This is a genomic window from Oceanobacillus damuensis, assembly GCF_001618145.1.
Classification (GTDB): domain Bacteria; phylum Bacillota; class Bacilli; order Bacillales; family Amphibacillaceae; genus Oceanobacillus; species Oceanobacillus damuensis.
In genome coordinates, this window is sequence record NZ_KV392045.1 from 24,052 (window position 1) to 38,568 (window position 14,517).

General features: G+C 38.2%; 10 protein-coding genes and 1 pseudogene. 1 reads left to right on the top strand and 10 read right to left on the bottom strand.

Features of this window, described 5'->3' with window-relative positions:
• Positions 1-428: 428 nt before the first annotated feature.
• Positions 429-579: pseudogene (locus tag A4245_RS20005) on the bottom strand (M20/M25/M40 family metallo-hydrolase); the annotation flags it as partial.
• Positions 580-1,940: 1,361 nt separating this feature from the next.
• Positions 1,941-3,416 carry an MFS transporter gene (locus A4245_RS03330; RefSeq protein WP_067725668.1) on the bottom strand — a complete coding sequence of 492 codons (1,476 nt, stop codon included), beginning with the start codon at positions 3,414-3,416 and terminating at the stop codon, positions 1,941-1,943.
• Positions 3,417-4,148: 732 nt separating this feature from the next.
• On the opposite strand from A4245_RS03330, the gene A4245_RS03335 reads away from it, so the two are divergent.
• The gene (locus A4245_RS03335; RefSeq protein ID WP_067725670.1) at positions 4,149-5,345 is read left to right on the top strand and encodes an ROK family protein; all 1,197 of its coding nucleotides are present in this window, start codon (positions 4,149-4,151) and stop codon (positions 5,343-5,345) included.
• A 144-nt stretch (positions 5,346-5,489) separates the two neighbouring features.
• Here the strand turns inward: A4245_RS03335 and A4245_RS03340 are convergent, their stop codons facing one another.
• From A4245_RS03340 to menH, 8 genes are all read right to left on the bottom strand, one after another.
• Positions 5,490-6,566 carry a Gfo/Idh/MocA family protein gene (locus A4245_RS03340; RefSeq protein ID WP_157087646.1) on the bottom strand — a complete coding sequence of 359 codons (1,077 nt, stop codon included), beginning with the start codon at positions 6,564-6,566 and terminating at the stop codon, positions 5,490-5,492.
• Positions 6,567-6,648: 82 nt separating this feature from the next.
• Positions 6,649-7,509 carry a sugar phosphate isomerase/epimerase family protein gene (locus A4245_RS03345; protein WP_067725674.1) on the bottom strand — a complete coding sequence of 287 codons (861 nt, stop codon included), beginning with the start codon at positions 7,507-7,509 and terminating at the stop codon, positions 6,649-6,651.
• On the bottom strand, positions 7,506-8,516 hold the full coding sequence (locus tag A4245_RS03350; protein ID WP_067725676.1) for a Gfo/Idh/MocA family protein: 1,011 nt from the start codon (positions 8,514-8,516) through the stop codon (positions 7,506-7,508). The genes A4245_RS03345 and A4245_RS03350 overlap by 4 nt, the downstream gene beginning before the upstream one ends.
• Before the next feature lie 510 nt (positions 8,517-9,026).
• Positions 9,027-9,347 (bottom strand): hydrolase, encoded by a 321-nt coding sequence (locus A4245_RS03360; protein ID WP_067725651.1) that lies wholly within the window; start codon positions 9,345-9,347, stop codon positions 9,027-9,029.
• Between the two features lie 97 nt (positions 9,348-9,444).
• Positions 9,445-11,109 carry a mechanosensitive ion channel gene (locus A4245_RS03365; protein WP_067725652.1) on the bottom strand — a complete coding sequence of 555 codons (1,665 nt, stop codon included), beginning with the start codon at positions 11,107-11,109 and terminating at the stop codon, positions 9,445-9,447.
• Between the two features lie 66 nt (positions 11,110-11,175).
• Positions 11,176-12,615, bottom strand: a complete 1,440-nt coding sequence (locus A4245_RS03370; protein ID WP_067725654.1) for an o-succinylbenzoate--CoA ligase — start codon at positions 12,613-12,615, stop codon at positions 11,176-11,178.
• Positions 12,616-12,842: 227 nt separating this feature from the next.
• Positions 12,843-13,661 (bottom strand): 1,4-dihydroxy-2-naphthoyl-CoA synthase, encoded by an 819-nt coding sequence (menB, locus tag A4245_RS03375; RefSeq protein ID WP_067725656.1) that lies wholly within the window; start codon positions 13,659-13,661, stop codon positions 12,843-12,845.
• Positions 13,662-13,706: 45 nt separating this feature from the next.
• Positions 13,707-14,513, bottom strand: coding sequence for a 2-succinyl-6-hydroxy-2,4-cyclohexadiene-1-carboxylate synthase (gene menH / locus A4245_RS03380; RefSeq protein WP_067725658.1), 807 nt, complete (start codon positions 14,511-14,513; stop codon positions 13,707-13,709).
• Between the last annotated feature and the right edge of the window lie 4 nt (positions 14,514-14,517).

A 14,517-nucleotide genomic window follows, 5' to 3' on the forward strand; every position in this document is an offset into this window, starting at 1 on the left:
GGTGCAAGTATAGTAGATTGATAGATGAAAGCCTGTCGATTCATGTCAACACTATTCTGAATTTTCTAAAACAGGAATATTGTAGTATTTTTTCCCTGTTCTTTTCAAACTCTTTTGCTCTTCCCATTCGCTTATGTTCAAACAGATTGTTGGCATAGGTGAGTTTATTTCCATTAAGGTACTTTTTTCCTTATATCCACGCCTTAAAAATGATTAAATTATCCTAAAGATTACATTCAAAGTTTCTTTATGTTTTCTTTTCTTTGGAAAACCAGGTATACATACCTGAACATAAGTAGTTGGATATAATTCATAAGCGGTTCATTATATCCATTACAATAATATGTATAGCGTTTTATACCTAGTAAGTGTGATCAGCCGGTAAATCCCTGATTCAGGACTTGCCGGCTATTTTCACTTCATCGTATTTAATCTTCCAATGGATTTAGACTTTCTTCGCCAGTCATATTGGCAATCATCGTTACGAGCAGATCGATTTCCTCTTCCATATCTTTTATGCTCGCCGTTTCAACAGGAGAGTGCATATACCGTAGTGGTAAAGAGACTAATGATACCGGGNTTTTGCGTTGAAGGTTCTTTTCCAGATTTTCAATTGCACTTTAACCTTCATCGTCTAGATTAACATCATTTCCAGAGCATTTCCTTTGCTTTTTGATTTTCTTCGCCTTGATGAAGATTATTTCTACTGTTTTTCCTTCTCTCTTTGATCTTCATCACCACGATGAACTTCTTTTCTACTGTTTTTCCTTCTCTCTTTGATCTTCATCACCACGATGAACTTCTTTTCTACTGTTTTTCCTTTTCACTTTGAACTTCATCACCACGATGAACTTCTTTTCTACTGTTTTTCCTTTTCACTTTGACCTTCATCGCCTTGATGAACTTCTTTCCTACTGTTTTTCCTTTTCACTTTGACCTTCATCGCCTTGATGAACTTCTTTCCTACTGTTTTTCCTTTTCACTTTGACCTTCATCGCCTTGATGAACTTCTTTCCTACTGTTTTTCCTTTTCACTTTGACCTTCATCGCCTTGATGAACTTCTTTCCTACTGTTTTTCCTTTTCACTTTGACCTTCATCGCCTTGATGAACTTCTTTCCTACTGTTTTTCCTTTTCACTTTGACCTTCATCGCCTTGATGAACTTCTTTCCTACTGTTTTTCCTTTTCACTTTGACCTTCATCGCCTTGATGAACTTCTTTCCTACTGTTTTTCCTTTTCACTTTGACCTTCATCGCCTTGATGAACTTCTTTCCTACTGTTTTTCCTTTTCACTTTGACCTTCATCGCCTTGATGAACTTCTTTCCTACTGTTTTTCCTTTTCACTTTGACCTTCATCGCCTTGATGAACTTCTTTCCTACTGTTTTTCCTTTTCACTTTGACCTTCATCGCCTTGATGAACTTCTTTCCTACTGTTTTTCCTTTTCACTTTGACCTTCATCGCCTTGATGAACTTCTTTCCTACTGTTTTTCCTTTTCACTTTGACCTTCATCGCCTTGATGAACTTCCTTTCCACAGATTTTCCATCGTATTTAGACTTTCATTCCCACGCTGACAGGACAGGTAACACTTCCTTCTTTTCCTTTATATTACAATCATTAGACCTGGCAGAATTCGACTAACCCATTAACCGATTAAGGCAAAAAGCGGTACCTGACCCTATTACAAAACTTGCAAGGTAAAAGGTGGAGTACTGCACATCTAACTAGTAGCTATTTAGACCTAACCTTTATAGTTATTTTGAAAATCAATTAAAAACCAATTTCCCCTGAATAACTAATTGAATTAAACAATTAATCCACCGACCGGACAAGGAAAACGCCCCTGAGCTACCTTATATTCACTACTAGCTTTACTTTCTGAAGCAAAAAAATAAACTGCAACCACTTACATTAAAGTGATTACAGTTTATGCGATTTAGATTGCCTCTATTTCACTATCTTCAATCTTACCCTCTTCTTTTAATCTTGCTAACTCTGTTTGAATTTCTTCCATTCTCTTATCATCTAGTTTATAGAATTTCATACAGGTTATCGAGATAATCAACATCAATGCTGGCAATCCAAACGCCAAGGCTAATGTCATCCAGAATAATGGTGTAGTTAATGGATCATTAACTGTAGGAAACGCATTATTAAATCCAATCAATGCAACACCCAATCCAATGATAGCTGGTGCTAAGGACGTAATTAATTTATCAACAAAGGAGAACAATGTTCCTAACATTCCTGGTACGTAGCGACCTGATTTATATGTTTCATAGTCAGAAACGTCTGCAATCATTGGGTTTACCAATGTAGAAGGAATCTGTCCAAATCCTATCGCTAACGTGTAAAGAATGACAAATGCTACTAATCCAACACTTACTCCACTTGACATTGTTGAAGGATCTACGATTAAGAATAGTGCAAATAAACCTGCTAAAGATAGAAATGCTATCCATGTTGCTATGATAAATGATTTTCTCATTCCTTTTTTTCTGGCAACTGCTACTGCAGCAAATACAATTAATAATGTCGGTACCGTGGTAATTAGAGAGATCGTACCGCTAAGTGCATAGTTTCCCATTAGAATACCAAATACCATAACAATAACAACCGACTGTCTTAATAAGCTAAAAGCTAATTTATCTACAGTAACTGCAGTAACAAGTAATTGTAAAGGTTTATTACCTTTCAAAATGGGCCAGTAATCACGGAATCTTGTATTTACATTTAAATCGGCTAAACCATAGAATTCTTTACGGTCTTTTCCAGAAATACCGATAACAGCTAAGATGGTACAAGTTGCTGCTACGATAATAGCTAACGTATTCAACTCTGTAAACAATCCTATGGTAAAATCGCCATATTTCCCCATTAGATAGGAGGCAACATAAACTTGACCTAATGTAAAGATAACCGTAACATAAATCCCATCAAAAACAGCAAATAGTGGTCTTTGTTTTGGATCGTTTGTTAAAACTGTTTGGGCAGCTTTCGTAACAGCTGTTTGTAAAGTGTAACCGATAACATAAAGAGCATAAGTTAAAATAAAGAAAATCAATTGATATTGTGCTGGAAGATTATGTGTAATGCTATACATTAAAATAATGGAAGTCGCTAAGAGACTATTACCCAATATCATCATCGGTCTGAACTTACCAAATTTTGATTCTGTCTTATCAATAATGAAACCTACAATTGGATCTGTAATCCCATCAAATATCCGCATGAACATTAATATACTACTTACAATCGCAACGGTCAGCCCTGCCACCCCTGCTGCATAATAGGATACGAATAATAGAATAAACATATAAAGATTGGTTGCTGCATTATTTAATGCAAATAACCCGATTTGCCATAATTTCGCTCTATTATACTTTTTGTCATTTTCCACTGCTGTAGTCATACTATTTCCTCCTCTTTTAAATGAATGAAGCATATAGAAAGCCCTTACAATTAACTTCTAAAATTCAATTCTTATATAATCCAATTATTAAGCCTAAAATGAAAACTATTTATAGCGGCTATATTATTAAAAGCAAATAATCTTGCTCTATAATATTGCTGACCATAATCTGTTTTTCAGATGAAATATATTTTCCACCTTGTTTGTAAATGGGGAGAGTTTTGATATCGCAAGATTCCGAAAAAGGCAGGTGGAAACCTTGATACTATTGCTCCTTTTACTCCATATCTTAGATGTTCGGATTATAAATTAACAATCTTCTTTCCTCTCTTGTATACTAAAACACTTTCAGTCAACATAGAGATAATTTGTTAACGAAACAAATTATCTATAAGTAAATAATATATGTAAGCGTTTCATAAGTCAACCACTTTTTTAAAATTTATATTAAATTGAAAAGTTTAATTGGTTGCTAGAATAAAAGGATTTTTTGGTACACAAGGCCCAGACACTTTCTCTACCTACACTTTGTACATATCGTGTTACTTCTATACAGTTTATACATTTTTCTGTGGTAAACGGTTAATAGAGCCTTGATTCATATAAATCTACTAAAATTCCATTTTTCTGATATAATGATTGTAAGCGCTTTATAGTTTGGCTTGCAGAAATCGATCAATTCATTAAAATATAGATCAAATAAAATAGATTTACTCGAGGGGGATACTGGTGATGGTTGCAGTTGCAAGTGCTTATATCAAAAAAATCAATCGGAGTGTCATTTTAAAGAATATTATCGAGCATGGCATGGTCTCAAGAGCTAAATTATCAAAAATTACCGGGTTAAATAAAGCAACCATTTCTGTCCAAGTTGCTGACTTATTAGAAGAAGAGATTATCAGTGAGACTTTACAGGAACACAATGCAATTGGAAGAAGACCGATTATGCTTTCTATTAACGGCACTGCAGGATATGTCCTGGGAGTTGACCTTGATTACCATGAAATTCGATTTACGGTATGCAATCTGCAAGGAAAAACGGTTCTTAGCAGTGCAATCACACCCAAAACGGAGGATTATGATGATATCGTCCAGTTATTAATAACAGAAATAAAAAACTATAAAAATAAATTTTCCCACAGTATTTATGGATTAGTTGGTGTTGTCGTGGGGGTTCATGGAACAGTTAATAAAGATCAGAGCCTTTTATTTGTGCCGAAATATCAGTGGCATGAAAAAAACTTAAAAGCGGATTTGGAAAATAACATCAACGATATAGATATATACGTGGATAATAATGCTAATCTATCATCCAATGCTGAAAGGGTATATAAATACAGTGATAGCGATAACTTACTTACCGTTATACTGACCTCTGGCATTGGTACAGGTATCTTCATCGACGGCAAGCTCCATAGAGGATACCATGGTTATGCTGGGGAAATGGGGCATATGATCATCACACCAAATGGTATACCTTGTAAATGTGGCAATCATGGCTGCTGGGAAAGGTATGCTTCCGAGCCTAGCTTTTTTGAACAGCTAAATAACATGTATAATAGCCAACTTACACATAGGGATGTTAAGGAACTTATAGAAAAAAAGGACACCGCTGCACTTGAATTAATGGATGGGTTCATCAAGTATATTTCCATAGGATTAAATAATATCATTAATTTATACAACCCAGACACCATCGTCTTAAATAGTGAATTACTGAAAATGTATCCAAATGTGATAGAGGAAATCGAAAAAAATCTTACGTCATCCGTTAGTCAATACCGGGAAATCGTGCTTTCTGACCTTGTCCATCAAGCATGTCTGCTAGGTGCCTGTGCGCTTGCAATACAGCGATTCTTTCAAGTACCAGAAATCAGGCTCACCATAGATAGTAATTCATCTGCAGTTAGCGAAAAGGTAGGAATATAATAGTAGTAAAACTCCCTGCTTCGTAAAGGGCTTCTATTCTATTACAACCAATCAAGATCTATTGACACCACGTCAAAATCCTTCCAACAGAAAAAACGACCCAAAAATTCAAGTCAATGATTTTTGGGCCGTTTTTTATACATGTTATTTCGTTACGACAATTGCTTCTTCCTGTGTTTTCAAACATAATTCCGCTGCTTTGAAAGCATGTTCTTGTGTCATAGCTTTTTCCGTACGATTTAGACAATCTTTGATTAACTCACCAAAGAACGGGAAGCCAACTTTTCCAGATAACTCATAATGTTTTTCTCCCTCTTTATTTACCAAATAAAGATGGTCTCCTGATTCCTCACGAGCGACATCAACATACTTCCGAATCTCGATGGTGCCTTCCGTTCCTGTAATGAACGTTCTGCCATCTCCCCATGTACTTAGTCCATCTGGAGTAAACCAATCGACTTTAAAATAAAATGTTGCACCATTCTCTCCGACTAATGTCGCGTCACCATAATCCTCTAGCTCTGGATATTCTGGATTATTGTAATTTCCCACTTTACTGTGTAAAACTTTTGCGTTTTTATTTCCTGTATAATATAAGAATTGTTCAATTTGGTGACTGCCTATATCACAAAGAATCCCACCATATTGTTCTTTCTTAAAGAACCAATCAGGACGACTCGGTGCATTCAACCGATGCGGACCAAATCCAGTAACTTGGATAACATCCCCAATGACCCCATCTTTAATAAGCTGCCCAGCAAAAACAGCCCCTTCTACATGCAGTCGTTCGCTGAAATAAACCATATATTTCTGCCCAGTTTGTTCCACTACTTTTTTCGTTTCTTCGAGTTGCGCTAGTGTTGTAAATGGTGTTTTATCTGTAAAATAATCCTTGCCAGCTTGCATCACTTTATTTCCTAAAGAACTACGCTCAGAAGGGATAGCTGCAGCCGCTACGAGCCTTATCTCATCATCACCTAATATCTGTTCCAATGATTCTGCGACTTGCACTGCAGGAAATTTCTCAACAAACGCTTCTACTTTCTTGACATCTGGATCAAATACCCACTTTAAAGTGGCTCCAGCCTCAACCAAACCATTAATCATCCCGTAAATATGTCCATGGTCTAATGCCGCTGCAGCAATTTGAAATTCTCCCTCTTTAACAACCGGGTTCGGTTTTCCCTTAGGTGCATAATTCATACCATCTTTATTACCCAAATTCATTCGCTCCTTTTTTAAAATAATGGAAATAGAAACTAGCTTCGATACTAGTTCCTATTCCTTAATATTTCGTTTTCCATTAAAACCAGTCTGCGTAACCTAGTTCTCTTAAGTTTCTGGCGGATGTTTCCAGGCATTCAAATGGATCGATTCCATACGTATCATCTTGTTCGATAAGGAAATATTGTGCCCCACTTTCAAGACCCGCTTCCATGATAGCCGGTATATCTAAGTTACCTTCACCAACCTCGGCAAATTCAATAAGATTTGTGAATTTAGCGAAGAATTTCGCCATGTCTTTTAAATCATCTTCATTTACATCCAATTGACCAATTCGGTAATCTTTTAAATGAAGTAGTGAGATCCGGCCTTTATATTCTTTCACAAATTCTACTGGGTTGACACCAGCTCTTTGAATCCAGTGTACATCCAATTCGAAACCTAATTTTTTCGTGTTATTTTTCATTAGATCCAGTAGATATTCTCCATCATATTTTTGAAATTCAATGTGATGGGTATGATAGTATAATTCAATTCCATGCTCTGCTAAACGCTCTGCCATCACTTCTGCTCTTTCAATAAACGCCATTATCTGATCTTTGTCACCCATTATGTTTAGAGGTAACATACCAATACGAATGAAATTACAGTTTAATGTTTTACAATCCTTAACTATTTTATCGAAATCATTTGTCAGGGTTTCACCAGGCGCACCTGGAAACATCTGTTCTAAACCAGCTGATAATGCTGCAATTTTAATATCAAACGCTTCACTGGCTCTTTTTAACTCCGCTACATTTTCTTCTGTCATTGGAATTTGAGAAACCTCAACTGCTCCAAAACCTAGGTCGTGCAGTTTTTTCATGGTTTCATATGCACCAAGCTCTTCTACTTTTTGCTTCAACATCATCATTTGCACACCGATTTTGCCGTTAGTCATTTGTATACCTCCATATTAATCGTTTGTTTTATTTCAGAAGACCTACGAATAGCACTAATCATTTCCATGGATATTTGGGCATCTTTCGCATGAATATAATCCTGTGAATCATTTTCGATACATGAATAGAAGTGATTGATTAATTTAGAATGACTTGCACCATAGTAGAATTTACTGCCAGGGAGTTTTTCGTCCTCGATAATTTCTTCTTTTTTGCCTGCTTCATTCGTTTTTGTGAGGACACTATCTTTTATAGTCAATTTTCCTTTTTCAAGAATAACTTGAAATTCCACAGAAGAGTTAGTGGCATTGGTTACGGTTGAAAAGAACAAACCTGTTGCACCATTTTCAAACTGAATGTTTGCTGTTGCTGTATCTTCTACCTCATACCCATAATCAAATAGATTGTCAATCGATCCTCGAATCGTATCTATTTTTCCACCTATTAACTGCATCTGATCCAATGTATGAATGGCTTGATTAATCATAACGCCACCACCTGCTTCACGCATCCGACCCCTCCATGGCTTTTCATCATAATAGGATTTTGGTCTGAACCATGTCACTAATCCTTTTAGTCCTGTTACTTCCCCGTATTCTCCACTATCGACTAGTTCTTTTAGTTTCACAAAAGTTTCATTTAACCTGTTTTGAAAGCTAACACAGATTTTAACATCTTTGTATTGTTCTTCTAAATCAACTATAGACATACCTTCTTCTGCATTTCTGGCTAATGGTTTTTCCTGAAGAACATGTACACCTTTTTCGACACAAGCTTTTGTAGCAGGATAATGGAGATGGTGCGGCAAACAAATATGGACACAATCCAACGATTCCTGATCTAGCATTTCATTATAGTCTGTATAAAAATTTACTCCTGAAAAAGAATCTTTAAATGATTTGTCTATATCGCATACTGCTACTAATTCTGCATGTTGACTTTCCTGGATGATAGGTAGATGAATTTTAGAAATGTCTCCAAGACCAATAACTGCTACTTTAAGCATTGGTTGTTCCTCCTTTAATATGGATTGGAGAAACAAAGGTAACAAAACCTGATTTCCCCAATCCACATTTTAAAAAAAACATTTTACTGATTTTGTTTTTCTTCTTCAATTCGTTTGTTCAACTCTGCTAGGTAAACTTCTTCATCCACTGGAAGTTCTACTTCTTTTCCTAACCAGCTTGACAGATGAATCGCANTTAAATGAATCACATCGTCGTGCTGTAATTCTGCATTATCTGCAATTACTTCTTTATTTTCCTTTATAGTTGAAAGTTCAATTTGCTGGTGATCTTTTGCAAGCACCAGTTCTCTATCTATCACAGTGCCTATAAGAACAAACATAGCGACGATTCCACTTGTAATTATCCATTTTAAGCCTTTTTTGGCTTGCTTAGTCATGTTAAACCCCCCGGTTGTTAATTTAAAGTGTTCTGTATGTTTTCTATTCCTTAAATCCCAAGAGGTTAAACAACTATCAAACACTTTTTTCCAATTATATTCTATAATTTTTCTACATATGATTGTCCGACAAAATTCCCATTGATTTTATATGAGCTTTTGTTTGATTATCTCCAAGCTCATACACCATCCTATATGCTTCTGTCAGGTTATCGTCATACTCGTCATTGGCTGTATCATTATGGTATGGAACGATTGGGATATGGGCACGAATAAAGGAGTCAAAACTTGCACCATGCATATTTTCCATTTTTGATCTCAGTAATGCTATATCTTCCATACTTGCATAGATGACAAACTCATCATTATTTTGATATTCCATCTGAGAAATCTCCCCGGTACCGATATTTACGTAATACTTTTCCTTTTCCAATCTAAGCACCTCCTCCCTTTAATTTGGCTTATTTACAGGAAAATAACCAAAAAGAGCATCTGCCTTCGTTTTGGCAGATGCTCTCAAGATACTTTATTTACGGTTTCTCCGGATCATTGTCCTGTAATGGGTCCGTGTCGTCAATGTTATTTAATGGATCAATATCATCAATGGATTGCTCCGTATGTTTCGTTGGATTTACCTCACTATCTTCCATTAAATCGGATAAATCCGTATTTTTTGCTTCTTGTTGTTTAAATGATGTTTCATCAATTGTATTGTCAAACTTTCGCAAGTATTTGCTGGCGAAATCTTTTCCTCCAAGCCCGAACGCAAGACCGAATGCAAGGGCAAGGCCTCCAAGAATCAGGATAAATGCAGCATTAACAATTGATGGTGCAATTCCAAGCTGGGTTAAAGCCATAAATGCCGCGATCACAAGGATTGCATATTTCGCAAAGCCTGCAAGTGCATTTGAGGCAGGACCATCAAGAATATTTTTCAATAGCTTTTGGACAATGTTCCCCAGCAGTATTGCTGCTCCAAGAATCAGTACGGCAGCCAGTACATGTGGAATATAAGCTGTGATTGCAGTTGCGATTCCTACAAGGAAGTCCAGTTGCACAAGATTCAGTGCCTGTACAGTCAGGAAAAAGACAATCAGAATCTGGACGATATAGCCAGCGATGGCAGAAGGTGTCATCCTGTTGGCTGCAGCCTGTGTACTGCTGACATTGAATTTGGCCGAAAGACGGTCAAACCCTAGCCTCTGCAGATAATCTTCAATGAACCCACCAATCAGTTTACCTAGCCATACACCTATCAGTACAAGTGCGATTGCAACAAGAATGTTTGGAATCATGTTCATTACGGTGTTTAGCATGTCGATGGCAGGATCTGTAATTCCTCTTAGTTCCAGCTGCTCAAGCGCTGCAATCGTGATGGGAATCAAAATCAAAATGAAGACTATATTACCGACAAATGCAGCAAAGCTTGTTCCTTCAAATAATTTGGAAAGCTTTAAACGAGCGATCAATTTTTCGGAGCCAGCTGCCTGGAGAAGATTTGTTACGATATTTTTTACAATTTTAGCTACAAACCAACCTACTGCAAAAATAATGGCAGCAGCAATCAGTTTCGGAATAAATCCAAGAATAGTTGCCAGTAAGCCACTGAACGGTTCTGCTACCCCTTTGATATTCAGTGCATCGAGAACTCCCGGGATAAACAATAATAGAATCAAATAAAAAACTATCCTACCTAATGTATGTGTATACCTTTGTATTTCTTCTTCGGTTTTTGCAACTTTCATCTTGAAGAATAAATTTTGCAGATTAATTTTTCTGCTTCCTTCAACAATCAACCATTGGGCAATGCTCGCTACAATCCATGCCAACAGAAGAATTAGTGCTGCTCCTAAAACTGCCGGAATGAATCTTAAGAACGTTGAAATAAGATCAGATAGTGGATTTGCAATCATATTCAGGTTGAGTACATTAAAGAACAGGATGAATACAACTAAAAGAAGTATGTAATAAACCACTTTTCCGATGATTCTGGCTGAATTTACCGGTTTATCACTTGTACGGAATCTGTTGATTAATTTGTCGTCCCAATCCGTTTTTTTCAATGCCTTCTCCACTGCACTGCCTATTGCTTTGGCGATCAGCCAGCCTACTAATAAAACTAGCAGGGCAATAACGAAATTTTGCAGTCCTTGCATAAAACTGACTGAGAAGTACTGGTCCATAAAATTGTTCATATATACAAGCTCCCTTCAAGATTATACCTATATATACCTTAAGGGAGCCTTTTCGAAACCATGAAATTAGGTGATTAGTTTATTGCGCATCAATTTATTTGAAGCGTTACGCGGAAGCTCCTTCACAAAGTGAATCTCTTTCGGTAGTTTATATTTTGCCAGGCGTTCAGCTGCATAGCTGATAATTTCCTCGCGTGAGACTTCCTGTCTTTTCACAACAAAAGCAACAGGTACCTGCCCCCAAATGTCATGCGGCTTGCCTGCCACACCAACTTCACGAATTTGCTCCATACCGCTCAAGACACTTTCAATTTCCGATGGGTATATGTTCTCCCCGCCGGAAATAATCAAATCATTACGGCGATCGACCACATATAAGTATCCTTCCTCATCAAGGTAGCCCAAATCTCCTGTCGAAAGCCATCCGTTATCCATTGCTTTCTCATTCGCTTCATTATTTTTGAAATAACCTCTCGTTACCATTGGACCCTTAACTTGTATTTCGCCTACATGACCACTAGCTTTTCCTGAAATTCTCAGCTGGGCAGGGAATAGCGGTTTTCCGGCCGAACCGAGTTTTTCAAGAGCATCCTTAGGACTTAGGGTGACTATTTGTGAAGCTGTTTCTGTCATGCCATACGATTGAAAAACAGGGATATTTTTAACCTTCGCCAGTTCCAGCATAGGCTTTGGAGCTGGTCCTCCGCCAAGCAGCATGCAACGCAATGTGTCTGGGTACCTGTCTTCTCCGAGTTGGTCGATCAGACGCTGGACCATTAAAGTAACAACAGATATAATCGTTACGCCTTTTTCCATAATTGCCTGATGGACGTCTTCAACATCAAATTTTTCCAGAAGATATAGCGGCATTCCATAAATAACACTTTTTATCGTTGTCGATAAGCCACTCACATGAAAAATCGGCAATGGAATCAGCCATTTATCTTCCTTATTCAGTCCGAGATTCAATGCTGAACCAATTGCACTCCACCAATGATTGCCATATGTATGGATGACACCTTTTGGAAAGCCTGTGGTACCTGACGTATAGATTATCGTAAAGGTATCATCTAAGTGAAGCTCTGATTTTAAGGGGAGGTCCTTTTCTGTCAGTGTTTCAACTTCGGAGAAAGATTGAATTTCGTTCACTTCGATCGCAGTGGTGTCTCGCTTCAGCCCGTCCGCTGTCAATAGGATGGATACTTCTGCGTCCCTTACCTGGTAATTAATCTCTTCATCGGTAAGACGTGTGTTTAAAAGCACACCCACTGCACCAAGATAACTCAACGCATGAATGGCCACAATCATTCGAATGTCGTTCGTCGACAGAATCCCAATATGACTGCCTTCCCTGACTTCCAGCCGTGCAAGCTTTTTGGCAAAACGCTGACTTCTTTCTTTTAATTCCTTAAATGAGATTTCCGATCCGTCATCGAGCTCAATAGCAATTGCTTCTGGAGCCAAATCTGCCTGTTTCGTTAACCAATGTGGAATAATTTCTGCCATGATGATTTCCTTTCTCTTTAATGGATAATTGTCGGGGTTGACGTTTATTATCTCACATTTCATTCTATGCTGACCTAATTAGAAAACTTGGCATGCGCCAAGCCTTTTCGGCGAATGCCTTAGTTGCACTTATGCAAATAAGAAAGTTCATACTTTCTTACTTGCTAAACGAAAAACCTTTGCCAAGTTTAAGCAAAGGTTTTTCGTATCTTGAACAATCTTGGAGATCACGGAAAACGCGGAAACTGTTTGAAGTTCGGTTTTCTTTTCTCTTTGAAGGCGTCGCGGCCTTCTTTTGCCTCATCTGAAGTGTAATAAAGCAATGTAGCGTCTCCACCCAGTTGCTGCAGACCTGCAAGACCATCTGTATCAGCATTGAAGGATGCTTTCAGGAAGCGGAGTGCTGTCGGTGACTTCTCTAAGATCTCATCACACCATTGCAAGGTTTCGTCTTCAAGCTGATCCAGTGGTACTACTTTATTGACCAAGCCCATTTCATAGGCTTCCTCCGCATTGTACTGACGGCACAGGTACCAGATTTCACGTGCACGTTTATGACCGACAATACGTGCAAGGTAACCTGCTCCATAACCGGCATCAAAGCTGCCTACTTTAGGTCCGGTCTGTCCGAAAATGGCATTGTCTGCCGCGATCGTTAAGTCACAGACTACATGCAATACGTGTCCGCCACCGATTGCATATCCGGAAACCATAGCGATAACCGGCTTTGGTATCTTGCGGATTAACGTTTGCAAATCCAATACGTTCAAGCGGGGGATACTATCTGTTCCAACATAGCCACCATGTCCACGTACGGACTGGTCTCCACCCGAACAGAATGCTTTATCTCCTTCACCAGCAAGAACGATTACCCCGATTGAAGAGTCATCCCGTGCATCCGAGAAAGCATCAATCAGTTCCTTTACTGTAAGCGGTGTAAATGCATTACGTTTTTCCGGACGGTTGATGGTTACTTTTGCGACACCATCATATTTTTCATAAATAATTTCTTCGTAGTTTTTAGCTTTTTTCCATTCTACAGCCAATATAATTCCCCTCCATTATTGTCAATATGTAGTCAGTCTCCATAATCAGTTATGGATCTCCATGAACTCTGTAACTATTCTATCAAAAGATTCGGGTTTTTCCACGTGAACTGCATGTCCTGCATGCTCACATACAATCATATTACCTGATTTGAGCTGTTTTTGCATCTTTTTGTTAATCTCAACAAACTTTTGATCAAGCTCCCCGACAATCAATAATACTGGTTTTTCCAAATTCCCCAGCTGATCCCACCATGATGGCTGACTCCCTGTACCCATACTAAGCAACGATTCGGCTAAACCTTCTGCAGATTGGGAAAGCCGTTCAGAGCGAATCATTTCCTGTTTCTCTTCAGACAGGCTCTTTTGAGAAGAAAAAAGCGGAAGATCCTGCCAGATATCTACAAAGGAGCTGACACCCTCACGTACGATTTTCCGGGCAAGCATTTCGTCATTTTCCTTTCTCACTTTCCGTTCTTCTTCTCCGGCCAAACCGGGTGAAGTGCTTTCCAACATCAGCGAGCGCACCGTTTCCGGATAAAACATGGCATAAGAAAGTGCTGTGCGCCCGCCCATCGAATAGCCGAGCAGGTGAAACGGTTCCAGTTCCAATGATTGAAAGAGTGCATAAAGGTCTGCACAGCAATTTTCCATAGACCTTGGTGATCCCGTATCTGTTTTCCCATGACCAGGAAGATCAATCGTGATGACTTGATAGCCAATTTTAACCCACTCTTCCACAAAAGGCCGCCATGTGGCTGTACTTCCTGTAAAACCATGCAGCATGACTACGGGAATGCCTTTACCATGGATTTCATACCAATAGGTTGCATCTCCTTTGGAAAAATACAAAATG

Bases quoted from the DNA above. Each gene is read 5' to 3' on its own strand.
- A4245_RS03330 (WP_067725668.1), bottom strand. From the start codon at position 3,416: ATGACTACAGCAGTGGAAAATGACAAAAAGTATAATAGAGCGAAATTA.
- A4245_RS03335 (WP_067725670.1), top strand. From the start codon at position 4,149: ATGGTTGCAGTTGCAAGTGCTTATATCAAAAAAATCAATCGGAGTGTC.
- A4245_RS03345 (WP_067725674.1), bottom strand. From the start codon at position 7,509: ATGACTAACGGCAAAATCGGTGTGCAAATGATGATGTTGAAGCAAAAA.
- A4245_RS03350 (WP_067725676.1), bottom strand. From the start codon at position 8,516: ATGCTTAAAGTAGCAGTTATTGGTCTTGGAGACATTTCTAAAATTCAT.
- A4245_RS03365 (WP_067725652.1), bottom strand. From the start codon at position 11,109: ATGAACAATTTTATGGACCAGTACTTCTCAGTCAGTTTTATGCAAGGA.
- A4245_RS03370 (WP_067725654.1), bottom strand. From the start codon at position 12,615: ATGGCAGAAATTATTCCACATTGGTTAACGAAACAGGCAGATTTGGCT.